At 57.3% G+C, this 21924-nt stretch carries 20 protein-coding genes; 6 read left to right on the forward strand and 14 right to left on the reverse strand.

Going from position 1 to position 21924, the window contains the following annotated elements; all coding sequences use genetic code 11:
• The 7 genes from rsxD to blr all read right to left on the reverse strand — a co-directional run bounded on the left by rsxD (position 1) and on the right by blr (position 5403).
• Positions 1-1053 (reverse strand): electron transport complex subunit RsxD, encoded by a 1053-nt coding sequence (rsxD, locus tag ACMGG5_RS16090; protein ID WP_032651036.1) that lies wholly within the window; start codon positions 1051-1053, stop codon positions 1-3.
• Complete coding sequence (rsxC, locus tag ACMGG5_RS16095; protein ID WP_420278159.1) at positions 1054-3075, reverse strand: electron transport complex subunit RsxC; 2022 nt, start codon at positions 3073-3075, stop codon at positions 1054-1056. It lies immediately after the preceding gene.
• A complete protein-coding gene (gene rsxB, locus ACMGG5_RS16100; RefSeq protein WP_420278160.1) occupies positions 3068-3646 on the reverse strand; it encodes an electron transport complex subunit RsxB in 579 nt (192 codons plus the stop codon). The genes rsxC and rsxB overlap by 8 nt, the downstream gene beginning before the upstream one ends.
• A complete protein-coding gene (rsxA, locus tag ACMGG5_RS16105) occupies positions 3646-4227 on the reverse strand; it encodes an electron transport complex subunit RsxA (protein WP_008500564.1) in 582 nt (193 codons plus the stop codon). Before rsxA ends, rsxB begins: the two co-directional genes overlap by 1 nt.
• Positions 4228-4303: 76 nt before the next feature.
• Positions 4304-4744 carry a DUF2569 domain-containing protein gene (locus tag ACMGG5_RS16110; protein ID WP_024909347.1) on the reverse strand — a complete coding sequence of 147 codons (441 nt, stop codon included), beginning with the start codon at positions 4742-4744 and terminating at the stop codon, positions 4304-4306.
• Between the two features lie 86 nt (positions 4745-4830).
• Positions 4831-5046 (reverse strand): transcription modulator YdgT, encoded by a 216-nt coding sequence (gene ydgT, locus ACMGG5_RS16115; protein ID WP_013096896.1) that lies wholly within the window; start codon positions 5044-5046, stop codon positions 4831-4833.
• Positions 5047-5277: 231 nt separating this feature from the next.
• Positions 5278-5403 carry a division septum protein Blr gene (gene blr / locus ACMGG5_RS16120; RefSeq protein WP_169814161.1) on the reverse strand — a complete coding sequence of 42 codons (126 nt, stop codon included), beginning with the start codon at positions 5401-5403 and terminating at the stop codon, positions 5278-5280.
• Positions 5404-5645: 242 nt separating this feature from the next.
• Between blr and ACMGG5_RS16125 the strand changes: the two genes are divergently transcribed.
• Positions 5646-6686, forward strand: coding sequence for an oxidoreductase (locus ACMGG5_RS16125; RefSeq protein WP_420278161.1), 1041 nt, complete (start codon positions 5646-5648; stop codon positions 6684-6686).
• Positions 6687-6746: 60 nt separating this feature from the next.
• Here ACMGG5_RS16125 and add read toward each other — a convergent pair whose 3' ends face one another.
• The 3 genes from add to malX all read right to left on the reverse strand — a co-directional run bounded on the left by add (position 6747) and on the right by malX (position 10658).
• The gene (gene add, locus ACMGG5_RS16130; protein ID WP_023292620.1) at positions 6747-7748 is read right to left on the reverse strand and encodes an adenosine deaminase; all 1002 of its coding nucleotides are present in this window, start codon (positions 7746-7748) and stop codon (positions 6747-6749) included.
• Positions 7749-7844: 96 nt separating this feature from the next.
• Positions 7845-9017, reverse strand: coding sequence for a MalY/PatB family protein (locus tag ACMGG5_RS16135; protein ID WP_420278162.1), 1173 nt, complete (start codon positions 9015-9017; stop codon positions 7845-7847).
• A 48-nt stretch (positions 9018-9065) separates the two neighbouring features.
• On the reverse strand, positions 9066-10658 hold the full coding sequence (gene malX, locus ACMGG5_RS16140; protein ID WP_032651044.1) for a maltose/glucose-specific PTS transporter subunit IIBC: 1593 nt from the start codon (positions 10656-10658) through the stop codon (positions 9066-9068).
• A 177-nt stretch (positions 10659-10835) separates the two neighbouring features.
• Between malX and ACMGG5_RS16145 the strand changes: the two genes are divergently transcribed.
• A complete protein-coding gene (locus tag ACMGG5_RS16145; protein WP_407821292.1) occupies positions 10836-11864 on the forward strand; it encodes a Mal regulon transcriptional regulator MalI in 1029 nt (342 codons plus the stop codon).
• A gap of 2 nt (positions 11865-11866) precedes the next feature.
• Here the strand turns inward: ACMGG5_RS16145 and ACMGG5_RS16150 are convergent, their stop codons facing one another.
• Complete coding sequence (locus ACMGG5_RS16150) at positions 11867-12763, reverse strand: LysR family transcriptional regulator (protein WP_420278163.1); 897 nt, start codon at positions 12761-12763, stop codon at positions 11867-11869.
• A gap of 107 nt (positions 12764-12870) precedes the next feature.
• Between ACMGG5_RS16150 and ACMGG5_RS16155 the strand changes: the two genes are divergently transcribed.
• Both ACMGG5_RS16155 and ACMGG5_RS16160 read left to right on the forward strand, forming a co-directional pair.
• Complete coding sequence (locus tag ACMGG5_RS16155) at positions 12871-13851, forward strand: MBL fold metallo-hydrolase (protein WP_248272167.1); 981 nt, start codon at positions 12871-12873, stop codon at positions 13849-13851.
• Positions 13852-13866: 15 nt separating this feature from the next.
• Positions 13867-14721, forward strand: a complete 855-nt coding sequence (locus ACMGG5_RS16160) for an alpha/beta fold hydrolase (RefSeq protein WP_090417227.1) — start codon at positions 13867-13869, stop codon at positions 14719-14721.
• A gap of 39 nt (positions 14722-14760) precedes the next feature.
• Here ACMGG5_RS16160 and ACMGG5_RS16165 read toward each other — a convergent pair whose 3' ends face one another.
• Both ACMGG5_RS16165 and manA read right to left on the reverse strand, forming a co-directional pair.
• The gene (locus ACMGG5_RS16165) at positions 14761-16293 is read right to left on the reverse strand and encodes a YdgA family protein (protein WP_420278164.1); all 1533 of its coding nucleotides are present in this window, start codon (positions 16291-16293) and stop codon (positions 14761-14763) included.
• Positions 16294-16392: 99 nt separating this feature from the next.
• Positions 16393-17568 (reverse strand): mannose-6-phosphate isomerase, encoded by a 1176-nt coding sequence (gene manA, locus ACMGG5_RS16170; RefSeq protein ID WP_420278165.1) that lies wholly within the window; start codon positions 17566-17568, stop codon positions 16393-16395.
• Positions 17569-17767: 199 nt separating this feature from the next.
• On the opposite strand from manA, the gene fumA reads away from it, so the two are divergent.
• Together fumA and fumC are read left to right on the forward strand one after the other, a co-directional pair.
• A complete protein-coding gene (gene fumA / locus ACMGG5_RS16175) occupies positions 17768-19414 on the forward strand; it encodes a class I fumarate hydratase FumA (RefSeq protein ID WP_061715401.1) in 1647 nt (548 codons plus the stop codon).
• Positions 19415-19596: 182 nt separating this feature from the next.
• A complete protein-coding gene (fumC, locus tag ACMGG5_RS16180; protein ID WP_090417221.1) occupies positions 19597-20991 on the forward strand; it encodes a class II fumarate hydratase in 1395 nt (464 codons plus the stop codon).
• On the opposite strand, the gene tus is transcribed toward fumC, so the two are convergent.
• Positions 20992-21921: a DNA replication terminus site-binding protein gene (tus, locus tag ACMGG5_RS16185; RefSeq protein ID WP_090417220.1), complete on the reverse strand. Its 930-nt coding sequence runs from the start codon at positions 21919-21921 to the stop codon at positions 20992-20994. It abuts the gene before it with no gap.
• Positions 21922-21924: the final 3 nt, after the last annotated feature.

The raw sequence follows: 21924 nt of genomic DNA on the forward strand, positions 1-21924 counted from the left end.
TTAGCGATGACCGTACACGCGTGGACGCGTGTAATAGTCGATGAGCGGAACGGTTATGTTGGCAAGCAGGACGGCAAAGGCCACGCCGTCCGGGTAGCCGCCAAAGCTGCGGATAAGCCATACCAGCAGGCCCGCCAGCGCGCCGAAGATCAGACGTCCACGGTTAGTCGTGGACGCTGTCACCGGATCCGTCAGGATAAAGAAGGCACCCAGCATGGTCGCGCCGGAGAGCAAATGCATCTGCGGGCTGGCCAGTGATTCAGGCGAGAAGACCCAGCCCAGCGTGGCGCAAACCGCCAGCGTCACGAGGAAGCTGACCGGAATATGCCAGCGAATGGCTTTCTGCTGCAGCAGGAACAGGCCGCCCAGCAGATACGCCAGGTTGACCCACTGCCAGCCTGCACCCGCCAACATGCCGCTGTAGATCGCGGACTTCATGATCTGCTCAACGCTGTGCCCGGCATGCAGGGATGTTTTAAAGGTATCGAGAGGCGTCGCCTGGCTGATACCGTCCACGCCCATGCGCAGCGCGTTCATATCCGCACCGAGCGCCGTATGGCCGGTAAAGATCACGTGCAGGGCATCCATAAAGCCCGGAACCGTGGCAGCAATCTCATGCGGAGGCAGCCAGCTGGTCATCTGTACCGGGAAGGAGATCAGCAGCACCACGTAGCCAATCATCGCCGGGTTGAACGGGTTATGGCCGAGCCCGCCGTACAGCTGTTTGGCAATGATCACCGCAAACACGGTACCCAGGACCACCATCCACCATGGGGCGAACGGTGGGATACTGATGGCCAGCAGCAGGCCGGTCAGCAGCGCGGAGTTATCGGCAAGAATGCGGGAGACAGCCGCCTTACGCAGCTTAAGCACAAGGGCTTCCGCCGCCAGGGCGCTGGCGCAGCCCAGGATTATCTGGAACAGGGTTCCCCAGCCGAAAAACCAGCACTGAACGGCAATGCCCGGCAGCGCCGCCAGGCAGACCAGCATCATGATGCGCGATGTCTGGCGCTGATTGTGGGTGTAAGGGGAGCTTGCGATTCTGAAAACCATTTAATCCTCGTTAACTGCTTGCTGTGCGGCTTTCTTCGCCTGAACGCGCGCAATGGCGGCGGCGACGGCGGCCTTGCGCGGGTCATCGTTGGCGGCCTGCGGTTGCTCATCCTGCTGCGCCGCCTTACGGGCTTTAGCGCGGGCAATCGCCGCTTCGACGGCGGCTTTACGCGGGTCGACCGGCGCTTCGGGTTCTGCGGTTTGTGTCTGCTGCGCAGCTTTGCGCGCTTTAGCACGGGCAATCGCCGCTTCGACGGCCGCTTTGCGAGGGTCGACGGCTTCCTGCTCGACCACCACATTCTGCTCACCGGCTTTGCGGGCTTTAGCGCGGGCTATTACCGCTTCAACGGCGGCTTTACGCGGGTCGATCTCCGCCTCTGCCTGGACCGTTTGCGCTTTTTCAGCCTGACGGGCGCGCGCTGCGGCCTTACGTGCTTCACGCGCGGCAATCGCTTCGCTGTTGTCCGGCTTCTCGCCGGCCGGGATCACCACAGGCTGCGCTGCAGTGGCTTTTTTCTCGCGAACGCGCGCCAGTGCGGCGTTAATCGCATCTTGATCTTTCTCGGCAGGCTGAACGGCGGCCTGCTTATGGCGCTCCTGACGGGCGATTTTTTCGCGTTCCAGTCGCGCCTGGCGCGCTTCGAAGCGCGCTTTGGCTTCTGCCGCGCGTTTTTCTTCCATGGAGATGGCATAAATTTCAGCCTTCTCCTGGCGGAAATACTGCACCAGAGGAATATTGCTAGGGCATACCCAGGCGCAGGCACCGCATTCAATGCAGTCGGCAAGGTTATGGGCTTTCGCCTTGTCGTGCAGCTGGCCTTTGCTGTACCAGTACAGCTGCTGCGGCAGCAGATCCGCCGGGCAGGCGTCGGCACAGGCGCTGCAGCGGATGCAGCCTTTCTCTTCCTGCTCCTCGCCCATTTCGGTCGGAGAAGGCGCGAGCAGGCAGTTGGTAATTTTCACTACCGGCACGTCCAGCCACGGCAGGGTAAAGCCCATCAGCGGGCCGCCCATGATCACCATCTGGTCGCTGCCCGGGCAAAACTCAGCCTGTTCCAGCAGATGACGCACCGGCGTACCCAGACGCGCCCAGACGTTGCCCGGCCGAGAAATTGATTCCCCGGTCAGCGTCACCACGCGCTCGGTTAACGGTTCGCCGTCAATCACCGCGCGCTTCACGGCATACGCGGTGCCGACGTTTTGCATCAGCACGCCGATATCCGAAGAGCGTCCGCCATGCGGGACCTGCTTGCCGGTGAGAATTTGCGTCAGCTGTTTTGCGCCGCCGGAAGGGTACTTGGTCGGGATAACGCGCAGGCTAATATCGTGACTGCCCGCCAGCACGGCGCGCAGCATTGAAATAGCCTGCGGTTTATTGTCTTCGATACCGATCAGCACTTCCCGCGGCTGCAGAATGTGCGCGAGGATGCGGATACCTTCCACCACCTGGGCGGCGCAGTCCTGCATCAGACGATCGTCGGCGGTGATATACGGCTCGCACTCGGCGGCGTTAATAATCAACGTCTGAATGTTATCACCACCGCCGCGCAGCTTGACGCCGGTCGGGAAGCCCGCGCCACCCAGACCAGCAACGCCGAACTGATGAATGCGCTCGATAAGCGCTTCGCGGCTATGGGAGCGGTAGTCGCTCCAGCCGTCACGGTCGATCCAGCGGTCTTCGCCGTCGGCTTCAATTATCACGCTCAGCTCTGAGAGCGCTGATGGATGGGCCACCGTATGGGGCGCGATGGCGACCACCTTACCGGAGGTGGGGGCGTGCACCGGCAGCATACGTCCGCGGCCAAAGGTCAGCGGCTGACCGCGAAGGACGGTATCGCCTTCTTTCACGCACAGCTCACCCTCCGCGCCGATGTGCTGCTTGAGCGGCATAACGAAACGGGTCGCCAGCGGAATTTGACGCAGCGGCGTGCCGTTAGACTGGGTTTTCATCTCCGGTGGGTGAATCCCCCCGTCAAAGTCCCAAATCTTCTCTTTTCTGAAAGCAGAAAATAACTTAAGCATGTTGTTCCACAGGAATATTGCGAACCGGAATGGCTTGAAGATCCCACTTCCAGCTTTCGGTAGTCGTTTCAACCGGGCGCAGCTCGATACATTGCGTCGGGCAGGGGGCCACGCAGAGGTTACAGCCGGTGCAGAGGTCCGCCACGACGGTGTGCATGGCGCGGGTTGCGCCCACAATGGCGTCAACCGGGCAGGCCTGAATACATTTGGTGCAGCCGATACAGTTGGCTTCGTCGATCACGGCCAGCGCGCGGACCGGCTCCTGCACGTCCGCATCGCCGTCAACAGGCTGCGGGTCAATGTTAAGCAGGGCCGCAATTTTCAACATCACCGCTTCGCCGCCGGGCGCACAGCGGTTAATTTTTTCACCCTGAACCCCTACCGCTTCGGCATAAGGGCGGCAGCCGGGGTAGCCGCACTGCCCGCACTGGCTTTGTGGCAGAAGCTCATCAATTTTTTCTACAACGGGATCGTCCTCTACCGCAAAACGGCGGGAGGCGTAGCCCAGGATAAGGCCAAACACCAACCCCAGAACGCTGATAGAGGCGATGGCAATCCAGATAGCATTCATTACAACTTCACCAGACCACTAAAGCCCATAAAGGCCAGAGACATTAAACCTGCGGTCACCAGCGCAATCGCGTTACCGCGGAAGGGCGCAGGGATATCCGCTGCTGCCAGGCGCTCGCGAATGGAGGCGAACAGCACCATCACCAGAGAGAAACCGACTGCCGCAGAGAAACCATACAGCGCCGACTGCATAAAGTTATGACCAAGGTTGATGTTCAGCAGCGCTACGCCGAGAACCGCACAGTTGGTGGTGATCAGCGGCAGGAAGATACCCAGCAGGCGATAAAGCGCCGGGCTGGTTTTACGCACCACCATTTCGGTAAATTGCACCACCACCGCGATTACCAGAATAAAGGCCAGCGTACGAAGATAGGTTAATCCCAGCGGGATGAGGATCCAGGTATCGATCCACCACGCGCAGATGGACGCCAGCGTCATCACGAAGGTCGTCGCCAGCCCCATACCCATTGCTGTTTCCAGCTTTTTGGAAACGCCCATAAACGGACACAGGCCAAGGAACTTCACCAGAACGAAGTTGTTAACCAGCACGGTGCCGACAAAGAGCAGTAAGTAATCGGTCATTATTTAGCCTGAAATAAAAAAGCCGCCTATTATCGGACAAACCGACGCAGGCGACAACAGGTTATCTGTAGGGTTATTACGGGTTCACGAAGGTGTTTTTCACCCGCGTCGAACGTTTGAAATAGGGCACCAGCAGCGCCGCAGCCAGCAACGGGAATAGCAGCTGACGAACGGCCAGCGCGTCTGATACGGGCGAAAAGGCAAACGCTTTCACCGCCAGCAGGACCGAAATCAGCAGCCAGATAATGTAGTGCTTAGGCACACTCTTGCGGCGCTTAAAGAAGGCGATGGTCAGCCACAGCGTGTAGTACCACATTCCAATCGCGAAAACGAACGACACAAACCACAAAGCAATATTCAGCACGCTTTGCGACATCAGGGTCTGGATGGCGTGAGGGGTAATCAGTGCGGTGGTATACAGCAGCAGCGCAAGCGATGCGCTTAATAAGGCAACCAGCAGCCATGCCAGTGGGGCGATTAACCAGCCTCCAATGCGTTCTCCAGGCGTTGCGGTCATGAACTCTCCCATAATCTGCGCGAAATGTTGTACAGCCAGTTTGCAGGGCGGAGAGTATATAACATTTCGCGCGGATGGCTACTTTCTTATAAAACGTAACGCCATACAGACTTAGGCACTTCACCGACGTTGAACAAACGACCACCGGAAACCAGCTCCGCGCGGCGATGGTCTGCGGCGCGATACATATTAATGATGTCCTGATTATCCGACAGGGTGTAGTTCAGATGGTCAAACAGTTTTTCCAGGCTCTCAAGCGAATTGATCTTGCGAAATTTTAATAAATAGTCCTGAACTGTCATATTAATAAGTTTCCATATAAAAGTGAGTAATACCAGTTAAGGTAATTCGGTCGAATAATAAACGGATTAATAAAGACGTAAACAGCCCACTCAGGTAACGCGACGAAATTAGGAGTTTTCTTTGCTGAAATTCAGGCATCAGACGATGCCTGGAAGAGAAGGTTAACCGTGTTCACCAGGGCTGGCAATACGAAACTGACATATTATGTCACTCTTTATTGCAGTAACCGGTTACTTAGGTTGGGCGATGGTGACAGGCTCCGGCGGCTGGTAGTTATCGATATGGCTGGCGACGCCCAGCAAAATGACCGAAACTCCAAGGACAATCCATCCCGCTAATTCAATGATTCGATTAATAATTGACGTCATAATGCGTAATTGTACTTTATCCATAAAGACAGGGCGCAAATGTTACAGTGACGTCTCCCTGACGGCAAGCGCTTTGGGAACGGTTCCCTTAAACAAAATCAGTAGGTTAATACTATGTAACAAAAACAACCCGTACAACCTGCTATTTTAAGTCATAGGGCACATTATTAATCTGTCCTCATGCCAGGTTAGCCAGTGTGAAATAAGAATGTCATAAAGAGGATGGCACTATGAGTGATAATATCCGCGTTGGGCTTATCGGCTACGGGTACGCGAGCAAAACGTTTCATGCGCCTCTGATAGCCGGGACGCCGGGGATGGCGCTGGCGGCAGTATCCAGCAGCGATGCCGCTAAAGTCCATGTCGACTGGCCTTCCGTACCGGTTGTCTCTGAACCTAAACACCTTTTCAACGATCCGAATATTGATTTAATCGTCATCCCCACGCCGAACGACACCCACTTTCCGCTGGCAAAGGCCGCGCTGGAAGCCGGTAAGCACGTAGTGGTCGATAAGCCCTTCACCGTGACGCTGTCACAGGCACGCGAGCTGGATGCGCTGGCAAGGAGTCTGGGCAGGCTGATGTCGGTGTTCCATAACCGCCGCTGGGACAGCGACTTTCTGACGGTAAAAAGGCTTCTCAGTGAAGGCACGCTAGGGGAGATCCTCTTTTTTGAATCGCACTTTGACCGCTTTCGTCCGCAGGTGAGAAACCGCTGGCGCGAACAGGCCGGTCCGGGCAGCGGCATCTGGTACGATTTAGCTCCGCATCTGCTGGATCAGGCCGTCAATCTTTTTGGTCTGCCGGTGAGCATGACGGTCGATCTCGCCCAGCTCAGGCCCGGCGCGCAGACAACCGATTACTTCCACGCGGTGCTCAGTTACCCGCAGCGGCGGATTGTGCTGCACGGCACGATGGTCGCGGCCGCAGAATCGGCCCGCTATATCATTCACGGTACGCGCGGGAGCTACGTGAAGTTTGGTCTCGATCCGCAGGAAGACAGGCTTAAAAACGGTGAACGTCTGCCGCAGGAAGACTGGGGCTATGATATGCGCGACGGCGTGGTAACGCGGGTCGAAGGCGAGGAGCTGGTCGAGGAGACCTTGCTGACGATACCGGGGAATTATCCGGCGTATTATGCCGCTATCCGCGATGCGCTGAACGGCACGGGAGAGAATCCGGTTCCGGCCAGCCAGGCGATTCAGATTATGGAGCTGATTGAGCTGGGCATCGAATCTGCCAAACATCGCGCGACGCTCTGTCTGGCATAATTTTTTAATATTTTGTAGTTGTAGGCCGGGTAAGGCGTAGCCGCCACCCGGCAAAAGGGTTTACGCGGTTGCCACCTTATCCCGCAGCGCCTGTTTCTCAGCAGGCGTCAGGAAGGCAATTTCCAGCCCGTTAATCTGTGCCTGACGGATCTGCTCGCGGCTCAGACCCGCCTGCGGTGCGGCGATGTTGTACTCGTGGATAATATCCACGCCCTGAACCGCCGGGTCGTCAGTGTTCAGCGAGGCCAGCACGCCGTGCTCGAGGAACGTTTTTAGCGGGTGATGCGCCAGCGTCGCCACGGTGCTGGTCTGAATGTTAGACGTCAGGCACGACTCAATCCCGATACGCTGCTCCGCCAGGAAATCCATCAGGGCGCGATCTTCGACCGCCTTCACGCCGTGACCGATACGCTCGGCGCCCAGCTCGCGGATGGCCTGCCAGATGCTTTCCGGGCCAGCCGCTTCACCCGCATGGACGGTAATGTGCCAGCCGGCATCGCGCGCGCGGTTGAAGTGGGAGAGGAACAGGCTGCCCGGGAAGCCCAGCTCGTCGCCGGCGAGGTCGACGGCGGTGATGGCATCGCGATGGGCCAGCAGCGCTTCCAGCTCCTGCAGGCAGGCGGCTTCACCGAACGTACGGCTCATAATGCCGATCAGGCGGGCCTGAACGTCGAAGGTTTTACACCCTTCGCGTACACCTTCAATGACGGCTTCCACCACGCCTGCAACGGGCAGGTTGTGGGTCATCGCCATATAGCCCGGCGAGAAGCGCAGTTCGACGTAGTGCAGGCCGTTGCGGGCTGCATCTTCGATGTTCTCAAACGCCACGCGGCGGCAGGCATCCAGCGACGCCAGCATCTTCACGCCCCAGTCGAGTTTGCTCAGGAAGCTGACCAGGTCCGGCTCATTAGAGGTCACCTGTACGTGAGGGATCAAGGACTCAAGGGTCTGAGCAGGAAGCGTTAAATTGAACTGGCGGCCAAGATCGAGGATGGTTTGGGCACGAATGTTACCGTCAAGGTGACGATGAATATCAGTTAAAGGCAGGCGTGTATCAATCATGGTCGCACTCTTTTCTGGTTAAAGTGCGCCATATTATAAAAACAAAACGGGGTAAAAAGCTATTTGCGCAAGGGAATATTCCGTTGCGCAAATTGATTACAGGAGCGTGTTAATCCCGGCAATGAGGCGTTGCACGCCTTGTTCCAGCTTGCTGCGCGGGCAGCCCGCATTCAGGCGAACAAAGCCATTTCCTTCTTTACCGTAGGTATATCCCGGCATGATGGCGACTTTTTGCTGCTCGATCAGTACTTTTTGCAGCGCCCGATCGTCAATGTTCAGCGGGCGCAGATCGATCCAGGCCAGATAGGTCGCTTCGGGCGGCTGCCAGTTCAGTTTCGGAAAAGCGCGGTTTACTTCCTGCGCGATATACAACAAATTATCTTCGAGATAACCCCGCAGGGCATCCAGCCACGGCTCCCCCTGCTGATAGGCGGCGATATGCGCCGTCAGCGCCAGCACGGAAGGGGAAGAGAGTCCGTCCCTGCCTTTTAGCGCGCTGAGGTAACCGTTACGGCTCTCTTCGTCGCCAATCAGGCCGTAAGCGCCCGTCAGCGCCGGAATATTAAAGCTTTTCGAGCCAGAAGTGAGAAGCGCCCATTTGCCGCGCGCCACCGCGTTCCACGGCGTGTGACGACGCTCTCCCCACACCATGTCCATATGGATTTCATCGCTGATAACCGCCACGTCATAGCGTGCGCACAGTTCCGCCATCTGCGTCAGCTCATCCCGCGTCCAGACCTTACCGGTCGGGTTTTGCGGGCTGCACAGCAGCAAAATTTTGTTTTCCGGTTTCGCGAGGGCCGCTTCCAGCGCAGCCATGTTTCCCTGCCAGCCTGTGGCATGCTTTTCCATCTCTACGGGCACCACATGACGCGCATTGCCTTCAATGGCTTTGTAAAACGCATCGTATGCCGGGGTGTGTACCACCACGCCGTCGCCGGGGTTTGACCAGAGACGAATCAGCTCTGACACCATGTAGATAACGGAAGGGCCATAAACGACCGATTCGGTCTCAATCTTGCTGTGAAAGCGCTGCTGGAACCAGTGCGCAACGGCGGCGAGAAACTCATCGTTCTTCCAGCGGCTGTAGCCCAACACGCCGTGATTGATGCGCTGATGCAGCGCGTCGGTAATGCAGGGCGCGGTGGCGAAATCCATATCCGAGATGGTGAAGGGCAGCAGGTCGGCTGCGCCAAAGCGGTCGGCGACGTAGTCCCACTGTGTACACCAGGTGCCGTGTCGATCCACGACGGTAGAAAAATCAAACATGACGTTAATCCTTAAAGTAAAACCCCCTCATAAGAGGGGGCTGAGGCATCAGGCTTCTACTGTTCGCATCAGGGTAGCCAGCTCATCCTTCACCGACTGTACCTGCGGGCCGATAACCACCTGCAAATTGTGCTGATTTAACTGTACCACGCCAATGGCCCGGTTGGCTTTCAGGGCGTTGGTATCCACTTTTGACATATCCGCCACCGACAAACGCAGGCGGGTAATGCAGTTATCCAGCGAGGTAATGTTATCCGCACCGCCCAGCGCCGCCAGAATGGCAGGGGTGTTGTAGCCGGATTTGCCCACGGTACCGGCAACCGCCTGTTCAACGCTGGTGGCCGTATCGGTATCGCGGCCTGGCGTTTTCAGGTTAAAGCGGGTGATGGCGAAGCGGAAGATCCCGTAGTACACCACGAACCAGATTGCCGCCACGACCGGGACCAGATACCACTTGGTGGAGAGGCCGTGCAGGATGCCGAACACCACGAAGTCGATGACGTTGCCGTCGGTGTTACCGATAGTGACGCCCAGCACCGCCATCACGGTAAAGCCCAGACCGGTCAGCACAGCGTGAATCAGATACAGCACCGGCGCAACGAACAGGAACAGGAACTCGATTGGCTCGGTGGTACCGCCTACGACGCAGGCGATCACGCCGGAAATCAGCAGCCCTTTAATTTTATGACGGTTTTCCGGGCGTGCGCAGTGGTACATCGCCAGCGCGGCACCCGGCAGGCCGCCGAGGAAGGCAGGCATTTTACCCTGAGACAGGAAGCGGGTGGCGCTTTCGGAGAAGCCGTGGGTGGTCGGGCAGCTCAGCTGCGCCTGGAAGATGGTCAACGCACCGCTCACGTCGTGACCGCACACCTCCATCGTACCGCCCGCTTCGGTGAAGCGAATCAGGGCCACCAGGATATGCTGCAGGCCAAACGGCAGGAGCAGACGCTCGCCGGTGCCGAAGATCATCGGACCGAAATCTCCCGCGCCGTTGATGATGCGGCCAATGCCGTTGATGCCCAGCGCAAAGACCGGCCAGATCAGCGGAATGATCAAACCAAACAGGCCCATCACCACCAGGGTGATAATCGGCACGAAGCGGGTGCCGCCGAAGAAGGCCAGGGCATCCGGCAGACGGATATTGTGGAAGCGCTCGTGCAACATCCAGATAATCACTCCCGCGATCACCGCCCCGAGGATCCCGGTATCAATAGACTGGATGCCAATCACGCTCTGAATGTTGTTGGCCTTCAGCACGGCAGCGTCGGTGGTCGGCAGTATGCCTTTCGCGGTCAGCCAGAAGTTAACCGCGAGGTTCATCACCGCGTAACCCACAAAACCGGCAAACGCCGCGACGCCTTTATTTTCGCGCGCCAGGCCCAGCGGGATAGCGATACAGAACATGACGGGCAGGAAGCTAAACGCAAAGGAGCCGACTTTACTCATCCAGATAAAGATGGCCTGCAGCACGGGAGTACCGAGGAACGGGATCAGCGTGATGACGTCTTTACTGCTTAGCGAGCTGCCGATCCCGAGCATGATCCCGCAGAACGAGAGGAGTGCCACGGGCAGCATAAAGGTTTTACCCAGTTGCTGGAAAAATTCCCACAGCGATATTTTTTGTGCTGCTTTCGCCGTCATAAAACGACTCCTTTATTGTTAAAATCAGTTTGTCTGCTTCAATGCTGCGAGAAGATAAAACGTTTTATCAAAGTTTAGTGCGCGCTAAATCACATTCTCAGGCTTTGACTGGTAGTATAAAGATAACGTATTGATAAAACGTTTTACCAATCTCATTTCAGGGAGTCACGCCGACACATGGCTGTAGCGAAAAAAATCACCATCAACGATGTCGCGCTTGCGGCGGGCGTTTCCGTCAGCACCGTTTCTCTGGTGCTAAGTGGGAAGGGGCGCATCTCTCCTGCCACCGGTCAGCGGGTGAACGAGGCGGTTGAACAGCTGGGCTTTGTGCGTAACCGCCAGGCGTCGGCGCTGCGCGGCGGGCAAAGCGGGGTGATTGGCCTGATTGTTCGCGATCTGACATCACCTTTCTATGCGGAGCTGACCGCAGGGTTAACCGAAGCGCTTGAAGCGCAGGGGCGGATGGTCTTTCTGCTGCACGGTGGTCGCGAGGCCGATCAGCTGCTTTCCCGGCTCGATATGCTGCTGAACCAGGGGGTGGACGGGGTGATCGTCGCCGGGGCATCGGGCGTGGGCAGCGAACTGTGCGAGCGTGCGGCTGAAAAAGGCGTGCCGCTGGTGTTTGCCTCGCGCGCCAGCTACCTCGACGAAGCCGATACGCTGCGCCCGGATAACATGCAGGCCGCGCAAATGTTGACCGAGCATCTTATTCGTCGCGGGCATCAGCGCATTGCCTGGCTGGGCGGTAAAAGCTCGTCCCTGACCCGCGCCGAGCGGGTAGGCGGCTACTGCGCGACGCTGATTAAATACGGCCTGCCGTTCCACAGCGAGTGGGTCGTGGAGTGTGAATCCAGCCAGAAGATGGCGGCGGAAGCGATAGGCGCGCTGCTGCGAAGCAGCCCGACGATCAGCGCCGTGATTTGCTATAACGATGTGATTGCTATGGGCGCCTGGTTTGGCCTGATCCGCGCCGGGCGTCAGAGCGGCGAGGGCGGGGTGGAAACCTTCTTTGGCCACCAGGTGGCGCTGGGGGCGTTCGCCGACGTCGGGGAAAACGCCCTCGACGACCTGCCGATCGTCTGGGCAACCACCCCAGCGCGGGAGATGGGTTACACCCTGGCGGACAGGATCATGCAGCGCATCGACAATGCAGATGTGCAGGCCGGGCACCAGATTGTGGCAGCGCGCCTGGTGCCGGTGAAATAACCTCAGGTAGGCTGCGTGAGCGGATTGAGCCGCAGTTCGGCTTCCAGTGCTTCCACAAATTTTCGTACTTTTGCCGGGATCAGCCGGGAGGTCGGGTAAACCGCCCAAACGGCCAGCGATTCCGGCTGGGCATCCTCAAGGACGATCCTTTCGAGTTTACCCTCTCTGAAGGCCGGTTCTACGTACCAGCGAGATAAGTTGGCGATGCCCATCCCGCCGAGGCAGGCTTCGAAAATGGCCTCAACCGAGTTCGCGGAGAATCGGCCTGATACCTTTTGTTTGTAGCGCTGTTCGCCCTGTTCGAATGACCAGTGAACGGTGTCTGACGTGGTCAGACAGCTGTGTGCTGCCAGATCGTTAAACGATTTTGGATAGCCGTTTGCAGCCAGATACGCCGCGCTGGCGCAGAGATCCCGTGGGTTATGACACAGGCGATGGGCAACTAATCGGTTGTCGCGCAGCGGCGCAATGCGTAACGCCACGTCGATGCCTTTTCCAACGATATCCACCTGTTCGTCGGTGGCGAGTAAATCAACCTGCAGAGCGGGATGTTGCTGCATAAACCGGGTCAGCATGGGCGCCACGATCCTGCGGCCAAACCCCGCGGAGGCGGTAATACGCAGGCGTCCGGAAAGATGCGACCCCTCGGGAAACAGATCGGCAAGCGCATTGTTTTTATCTTCCAGCAATGCCTGTGCATGCGGCAAAAAAACGTCCCCATCGCTGGTGGGAGAGAGAGAACGCGTGGTGCGGTGTACCAGCCGAACCCCCAGTTCCGCTTCGAGATGAGTTAGCGCGCGCGATGCTGTCATTGCGCTCATTGAGAGCCGACGCGCGGCACCGGCGAGGCTACCCGCTTTGACGGCTTCGACAAACACTTCAATATCTTCGAGTCTCATTATATCGTTTTTCGTTATGCTGCCTTATCAAATTACATATCTACATTATTTGTCGTTACGCTGCCATAGTCTCTTCACATCCTGATAAACATGAATTTGGAGTGAAGATGAAAAAGTTGAAAACGATTCTTGCGTTCAGCGGCCTGCTCTTTGCTGGCACATCGTGGGCAGATGCTCCCGCGCAGGTGAAACAGCAGGTCCCGGGCTATTATCGTCTGGCTGTAGGGGAATACGAGGTGACGGCGCTGTTCGACGGCTATAACGATCTTTCGCCAACGCTATTGCAAGGGCTTTCACCTGACAAGGTTCGCAACCTGTTGGCGCAACACAAAATCGATGCCGAACGCATGCCGACGTCTTTCAACGCGTTTCTGGTTAATACCGGTAAACATCTGGTCATGATTGACAGCGGGGGTGGCCACTGCATGTCAGAAACGGCCGGTCAGCTAATCGGCAATATGAAAGCATCAGGGTATCGCCCTGAGCAGGTCGATACGGTTTTCCTGACCCACCTGCATCTTGATCATGTGTGTGGCCTGAGCGATGCAGACGGTAAGGCGCTGTTCCCGAATGCCACCGTCTACGTACCGCAGGGGGAGGCCGACTACTGGCTTGACCCCGCAAAAGAAGCGAGCGCGCCGGCTAATGCGAAGGCGTATTTCGCTATCGCCAGGAATGCGCTGTCCGCGTATAAAGCCACCGGGCACCTAAAAACCTTCGTCCCGCCAACTTCACCCATCCCGGAGGTCCAGACGACATATGCCATTGGCCATACGCCTGGCAGTACCGTTTATCGCTTCGCGTCTCAGGGTACGGCTATTAACTTCATTGGGGATCTTATCCATGCTCCTGCCGTCCAGTTCCCGCACCCTGAAGTGTCTATTCGCTTTGATGTCGATCCGAAAAAAGCCATCTCATCCCGGGCGCAGGAGTTTAACGCGCTGGCGAAAGACGGAGAGTGGATGGCCGCAGCGCATCTGCCTTTCCCTGGTATTGGGCATATCACCTCCTGGCAGCAGGGCTATAGCTGGAATCCTGTAAATTACGGTCCTTATCAACGTGCGGCCAACGTGCCTCTGCTGAAATAAAGTGCGGTTACGAACATGAGAAGTTACACCGTAACGGCGAACGGTATCCGACAGTTCGTCGTAGAAGAGGGTGAAGGCGCACCGGTTATTCTTCTGCATGGTTTTCCAGAAACAAACTATGCCTGGCGCTACCAGATACCCGTTTTGTCCCGACACTATCGTGTGATTGCACCAGATTTACGCGGGTATGGGGAAACGGATAAACCGGCCTCCGGTTATGATAAACGAAACATGGCGCGGGACGTCCGGGAACTAATGCGAGTGCTGGGTCTGGAGAAAGTGGCGCTGGTGGGGCACGATCGTGGAGCTCGGGTTGCTACCCGCTTTGCTAAAGATTATCCCGAGTTAATCGATCGTCTGGTGGTGATGGATAACGTACCAACCCGTATTGTGGCGCGCGATCTGAATGCGTCGATTGCGCGTGCATACTGGTTCTTCCTGTTCCATCTTGTACCAGACCTGCCGGAAGCCCTGATTGCAGGTCGAGAAAACGTATGGCTGCACCACTTTTTCTCGGACTGGACCTACGATCCGTCTACCATTAGCGGCGAGGCGTTTGACACCTATGTTCGGGCGTATCAGGCGCCGGGTGCCGTGCGCGGCGCGATGGCTGACTATCGCGCCAACGCAGAGGATGTGGCGCAGGATATGGCAGACGCTGAGGTGAAAATCACCTGCCCGGTAATGTCGCTGTGGGGTAATGATTTTCATGCGGTCGGCAAGCTTTTCGATATGAAAAGCGTCTGGGCCGAAATGGCGGAAAACCTGCGGGCGTATGGTATTGATGAGTGCGGCCATCTGCCGCAGGAGGAGCAGCCAGAGAAAGTGAATGCGCTTCTGCTGGATTTCCTGGCTGGATGGAAAAGTTAGGGGGCAATAAAAAACCCCTCATGCGAGGGGTTTTGACGTTTACTGCTGCGGTGCCGCCGGTTCGGCTGGCGCTGCCGGTTCAGCCGGTTCCGGCATCCCCAGAGCAGGCATACCGAACATGCCGACGAAGTCTTCCAACGGCATTTTGTCGCCGTTGAGCGTGACCTGGCCGTTGGCGTACTGCAGGCTGGTGGAAATCATGTTGTTTTCCACTTTGGTGATGCGGAACATCTGTCCCATTGCCGCCAGACCTTTCACCTGCTGGTTCGCCAGCTTGCCGGCATCTTCATCGCCGTAGCCTTCCAGCTTCGCAATCTGGGTCATAAACTCGGTCGCCATATCCATCGGGATGGTCAGCTTGCTGTCGAGCGACTTCACGCTGCGATCCACTTCCTGCCCCAGCGTCTGCGGTTCACCCGTTGCAGTGGCCGGATCTTTCAGGAACAGGGACAGGTTGAAGCTGGTTTCGCCTTTGCTGTTTTTCCAGCTCAGCGGCGCAACGGTTATTACCGGCTCGCCTTTCAGCAGGATTGGCAGGTTGTTGAACAGCACCGCCATCGCCTGCTGCTGGTACACTTCCGGGTTCTGCTGCAGCGCGGTATCGGTCAGCAGCGCCTGGCTCTCTTTACTGTATTTCTGGCTAAACTCGTGCCACGCCTGGCCGTCGATATTGCCGATCTTCAGCGACAGTTTGCCGGTGCCCAGATCCTGATTCTGTACTTTCAGGCTCTTCAGCGTGTAATCCAGCTGGGTATTGATGCTCTTACCGTCTTTGGAAACGTCGGATTTGCCGTTGACGTCCATGCCTTCCAGCACGGCCATCTCTTTCCCTTCAACCGCAATGGCGACTTTATCGAGAGACAGTTTTTGATCGCCAATACGCTCCTGGAAATCGGTCATTCGGCTGTTGCCGTCGGCTTTCAGGTTGCTGAAGGTGAGCTGAACTTTTTGGTTATATTCGTTCACGGCATTGACCAGGCCGCTCTCCGCTTCACCCGTCAGGGAGAACACGTTTCCGTCGCGGTCAGCATCGAGTTTGAAGTGGCCGCCGCTGAAGGCGACTTTTTCATTCTCTTTCTCGTAGTTCAGCGCTTTCAGCGCAATATCGGAACGGGTGTCACCGGCATAGCTAATTCGGGTATTAATGTCGAAAGGCGATTCATTCTTTGCCAGGTCAAACAGCGGTTTGGTGACGTCGTTATTCACCAGCACGGTATGAACGGACGCCATCGACGGGATCAGGTTAAAGGACTTCAGCTGCGCCAGCGGCAGCGGACCGTGGCTCACCACCTCGTCCAGCACCACGCTCTGGCCCGGTTTCAGCCAGCCGTTTTCAGCTCCGGCAACCGGCTTCACCACCAGCTGCATACGGCTGGTAAACACACCGCGGTGATAGTTCTGGTAGCTCAGTTCCAGACCTGCTTCCGGCGCGCTGCGCTTAATCTCTCCGTTAGCCTGCGTCACCATTTCAGCCAGACGGCCTTCCAGCTGTTTCCCGGTAAACCAGGAGGCACCCGTCCAGACCACGCCTAACGCTACAATCACTCCAACCGCTACGACCGATTTTTTCATTGCGACTATCCCTAAAATGAAACCAGGCGGTAAAAACCGCCTGGAGATATTAAGCCTGCAACTAGCTTAGCAAGAGTTGTTAAAAAATTCAGTAAGTGCTTAAAGCTTATTGAAAACGCGCGCCAGGCGACCGGTGCCGCTCACGCTGACCGGGGACTCATTGGCTGCAACGAATGCTGACTCACCGGGCTTAAGCACCAGACGCTCTTCGCCTTTGTGCAGCGTCGCTTCGCCTTCAACGCAGAACAGAATCGCCGCACTCTCCTGAGCCACCGACGTTTCGGCGCTGCTCAGGTCGTGCAGGGAGAAGGCAAAATCCTCAACCGGGATCGGGAAGTCCAGCTCTGCGCCGTTTTTCACCGGCTGCGTCAGCAGCTCCGCGGCAGGTTTCGCCACAAACTTCACGTTGGCAACCAGCTCAGGAATGTCGATGTATTTCGGCGTCAGGCCCGCGCGCAGCACGTTATCGGAGTTGGCCATCACCTCCAGCGCCACGCCCTGCAGGTAGGCGTGTGGGGTTTCCGCGAACAGGAACATTGCCTCGCCGGGGTTCAGCTTCACCACGTTCAGCAGCAGAGGGGAGAACAGGCCGCTGTCGTCCGGGTAGAATTCGGAAATCAGGCGGATAGTCTCCCACGGTTCACCTTGCTGGCTGTCCAGGGCGGCTTTCAGCACCGCCAGCGCGTGGGATTTCTCTTCACCCTGCATATTCAGCAGGCTGGCAAACAGCTGGCTCAGCGCGTCGGCGCTCGGGTTTTCGAGGAAGTGGGCGATAGCCTTGTTGGCACCCGCGACCGGTTGCAGCAGAGAAATGATCTCCGAAAACTCGCGGAAGGCGTTCATCGCCAGGAACGGCGTCAGCGCGAACACCAGTTCCGGCTTGTGGTTAGGATCTTTGTAGTTACGCTCGGCGGCGTCTAACGGGATACCCGCCGCGTTCTCTTTCGCAAAGCCGATTTCGGAGGCTTTCTTGTTCGGGTGAACCTGAATGGAGAGCGGCTGGTCGGCGCACAGCACCTTAAACAGGAACGGCAGTTCGCCGAAGCGGCGAGCGACCTTGTCACCCAGCAGCGCGGCTTTATCGGCATCAATCACGTCGCGCAGGCTGCGTACCTGGCCGCTGGCGTCTTCAATTTTTGAGCTGCTCTTCGGGTGCGCGCCCATCCACAGTTCTGCCATCGGCAGGTTGTTCGGGTTCGCGATACCGTAGAGATCCGTTAACGCAGTTTTACTTCCCCAGGCGTAGTTTTGCACTGAGTTAATGAGTTTTTGCATTATCAAGCCCTGATTCAATTGTGGAATTAACTCCGGGTATTAAAGCAATAAACCTCATGGAAGTAACCTGTGGATGTAAAAAGTCGTACTAGTCTCAGTTTTTGTTAAAAAATTGTGTAGGATAAGCTGACTCGCTTTTAAGCCGGGCAGCGGAACATCTGCCCTGAATAAACAGACCGAAGCAGTAAGTGAGAGACCAATGTCGAATAAACCCTTCCATTATCAGGATCCTTTCCCCCTCAGTAAGGATCAGACCGAGTATTACCTGTTAACCCGCGATCATGTCTCCGTTTCTGAGTTTGAAGGACAAGAGATCCTCAAAGTCGATCCGCAGGCGCTGACGCTGCTGGCGCAGCACGCTTTCCACGACGCCTCGTTTATGCTCCGTCCTGCGCACCAGCAGCAGGTGGCCGATATCCTGAGCGACCCGCAGGCCAGCGAAAACGATAAATACGTTGCCCTGCAGTTCCTTCGTAACTCCGATATCGCGGCGAAAGGCATTCTGCCAACCTGTCAGGACACCGGCACGGCGATCATCGTCGGTAAAAAAGGCCAGCGCGTCTGGACCGGCGGCGGTGACGAAGCGGCGCTGGCGCACGGCGTTTATAACACCTACACCGAAGACAACCTGCGCTATTCGCAAAACGCCGCGTTGGACATGTACAAAGAGGTCAACACCGGCACCAACCTGCCAGCACAGATTGACCTCTACAGCGTCGACGGTGATGAGTACAAATTCCTCTGTATCGCCAAAGGCGGCGGTTCAGCCAACAAAACCTATCTCTACCAGGAAACCAAAGCGCTGCTCACCCCGGGCAAGCTGAAGAACTACCTGGTTGAGAAGATGCGCACCCTCGGCACCGCGGCGTGCCCGCCGTACCATATCGCATTTGTGATTGGCGGTACCTCGGCTGAAAGCACGCTGAAAACCGTCAAGCTGGCCTCAACCAAATACTATGACGGCCTGCCTACCGAAGGTAACGAGCACGGCCAGGCGTTCCGCGACGTACAGCTTGAGCAGGAACTGCTGGAAGAGGCGCGTAACCTGGGTCTCGGCGCGCAGTTTGGCGGAAAATACTTTGCCCACGACGTGCGCGTGATCCGTCTGCCGCGTCACGGTGCCTCCTGTCCGGTCGGGATGGGCGTCTCCTGTTCTGCGGATCGCAACATCAAGGCCAAGATCAACCGCGAAGGCGTGTGGATCGAAAAACTGGAAAACAACCCGGGCAAATACATTCCGGAAGAGCTGCGTAAAGCAGGTGAGGGTGAAGCGGTTCGCGTTGACCTGAACCGTCCGATGAAAGAGATTCTGGCGCAGCTTTCGCAGTATCCGGTCTCGACCCGTCTCTCCCTGAACGGCACGATTATCGTGGGGCGCGACATCGCGCACGCGAAGCTGAAAGAGCGTCTGGACAATGGCGAAGGGCTGCCGCAGTACATTAAAGATCACCCAATCTACTACGCTGGCCCGGCGAAAACGCCTGAAGGCTACGCCTCTGGCTCGTTAGGCCCAACCACGGCAGGACGTATGGACTCGTACGTTGACCAGCTGCAGGCCAACGGCGGCAGCATGATCATGCTGGCGAAAGGTAACCGCAGCCAGCAGGTGACGGACGCCTGCCACAAGCACGGCGGCTTCTACCTCGGCAGTATCGGCGGCCCGGCAGCGGTGCTGGCACAGGGCAGCATCAAGAGCCTGGAGTGCGTGGAATACCCGGAACTGGGTATGGAAGCGATCTGGAAAATTGAAGTGGAAGATTTCCCGGCGTTTATCCTCGTGGATGACAAAGGCAACGACTTCTTCAAGCAGATCCAGTCGTCCCAGTGTTCGGCGTGTGTGAAGTAATTCTATAAATTGCCGGGTGGCGCTGACGCTTACCCGGCCTGCATTCTCGTAGGTCGGGTAAGGCGCAGCCGCCACCCGACACCAAAAAGAGCGCACAAAGCGCCATAACGTTTCTCAGAAGTCATCAATACTTATCCCTTAAGCATGTGAGCAATCCCTCTTTTGTTATCAAGGAGAAAGTAATGACCACGGTACGCCATGAGAAAGATTCGATGGGCGCCATCGACGTCCCGGCCGACAAGCTATGGGGCGCGCAAACCCAGCGTTCGCTGGAGCATTTCCGTATCTCGACTGAAAAAATGCCCGTCTCGCTGATTCAGGCGCTGGCGCTCACCAAACGTGCAGCTGCGAAAGTGAACCAGGATTTAGGCCTGCTGACGGCAGACAAAGCGACCGCCATCATCAATGCCGCCGACGAAGTGCTGGCGGGCAAGCATCCCGACGAATTCCCCCTCGCCATCTGGCAGACCGGTTCCGGCACCCAAAGCAACATGAACATGAACGAAGTGCTGGCGAACCGGGCAAGCGAACTGCTGGGCGGCGTGCGCGGCATGGAGCGTAAGGTTCATCCAAACGATGACGTCAACAAAAGCCAGAGTTCCAACGACGTCTTCCCGACGGCGATGCACGTGGCGGCGGTGATTGCTATCCGCGAGCAGCTTATTCCGCAGCTCAACGTTCTGAAATCCACGCTCAATGAGAAAGCGCAGGCCTTCCGCGAGATCGTTAAAATTGGCCGTACGCACCTGCAGGACGCCACGCCGCTGACGCTCGGCCAGGAGATTTCCGGCTGGGTGGCGATGCTGGAACATAACCTGAAGCATATTGAGTACAGCCTGCCGCACCTGGCGGAGCTGGCGCTCGGCGGGACGGCGGTCGGGACCGGGTTAAACACCCATCCAGAATACGCGGTGCGCGTGGCGAAAGAGCTGGCAAACATCACCGGGCAGCCGTTCGTCACGGCGCCCAACAAGTTCGAAGCGCTGGCGACCTGCGACGCGCTGGTCCACACCCACGGCGCGCTGAAAGGGCTGGCGGCATCATTAATGAAAATCGCCAACGACGTGCGCTGGCTGGCCTCGGGGCCGCGCTGCGGCATTGGTGAAATCAGCATTCCGGAAAATGAGCCGGGCAGCTCCATCATGCCGGGTAAAGTCAACCCGACCCAGTGTGAAGCCATGACTATGCTCTGCTGTCAGGTACTGGGCAACGACGTGGCCGTCAACCTGGGCGGCGCGTCCGGCAACTTCGAGCTGAACGTCTATCGCCCGATGGTGATCCACAACGTTCTGCAATCGATTCGTCTGCTGGCGGACGGGATGGAGAGCTTTAACGAGCACTGTGCGGTAGGGATTGAGCCGAATCGCGAGCGTATCAGCCAGTTGCTTAATGAATCCCTGATGCTGGTGACGGCGCTGAATACCCATATCGGCTACGACAAGGCCGCCGAGATCGCTAAAAAAGCGCATAAAGAGGGACTGACGCTGAAAGCCTCCGCCCTGGCGCTGGGCTATCTGACGGAGGCGGAGTTCGACGCCTGGGTTCGCCCGGAAGCGATGGTCGGTAGCCTGAAATAATCAACCCGCCACATACAGGTGCAGCCGCGGAATAATCAGCTGCAGCGGCTGCGCCTGAGGTCTGTAACGGTGCTGGACATTGTCCGCATCGTAATTCAAAAGCTCACCAATATCCGGCACGATGGCCCCCTGGTCGGCATCAAAGAGCGCAATCAGCGGCGTCGGACAGGCATACTGCACCTGTTTTTGCTGACCGGAATACCAGACGCGGGCGATAGGCTGCACCTTCACCGGGCGCTTAATTTTGAGGCGCGTATCCGCCGGTAGCGAGGCGATGCTGTGGTACTCCTGTTCCAGGCGCTCAATCCACTGCTCACGCGACCACGGCGCGACGGTGCGCGGCGTCTTCAGGCTTTTTTCCAGCTGCGCCAGAATTTCATCCCGGGTGAAGTTTTTAATGATGTGCTTATTCGCCCAGCCGAAGCGCAGCGTGGCGGGGTGACGCAGTACCGTCAGCGTGCGATAGGCATTCAGGGTAATTAACCCAGGAAGCTGACGGTGCACCCATTCAAACCGGGCGGCAGTGGCGAGGCCGGACTCTTCGGTAACGATCTTTTCAAATGCCGCTTTCAGGGTGTTGATATGGGTAATCTGGCCTTCCAGCGCGTCGCGCGTTGTCGCATCGGTTTGCAGGCAGATCACGCCGGGCAGACGCACGGCCGCCTTACTGCTGCGGTTTTCAGACTGCTGCTGGATAAACAGGCGACGATAGTGTTTCAGCGCCAGCTCAAGAGCGGCGCTGCCGATGTGCTGTTCAACCTCGATGGTGTCCAGCGGGTCGTGTTCTGCCCCTTTAGCTACCTCGGGCAGGGTAAAGACGCGTGCGGCCAGCAGACGGCAGGTCTGCAAACGTTCGGTCAGGGTCAGTAGCTCGTGTTCTATTTCCCGAAACGTGCTGTTCAGCCGTTCGAGAAGATCGTAAGTCGCCATAAA

Source organism: Enterobacter sp. BNK-34 (assembly GCF_048684445.1).
GTDB classification, from domain to species: Bacteria; Pseudomonadota; Gammaproteobacteria; order Enterobacterales; family Enterobacteriaceae; genus Enterobacter; species Enterobacter pseudoroggenkampii.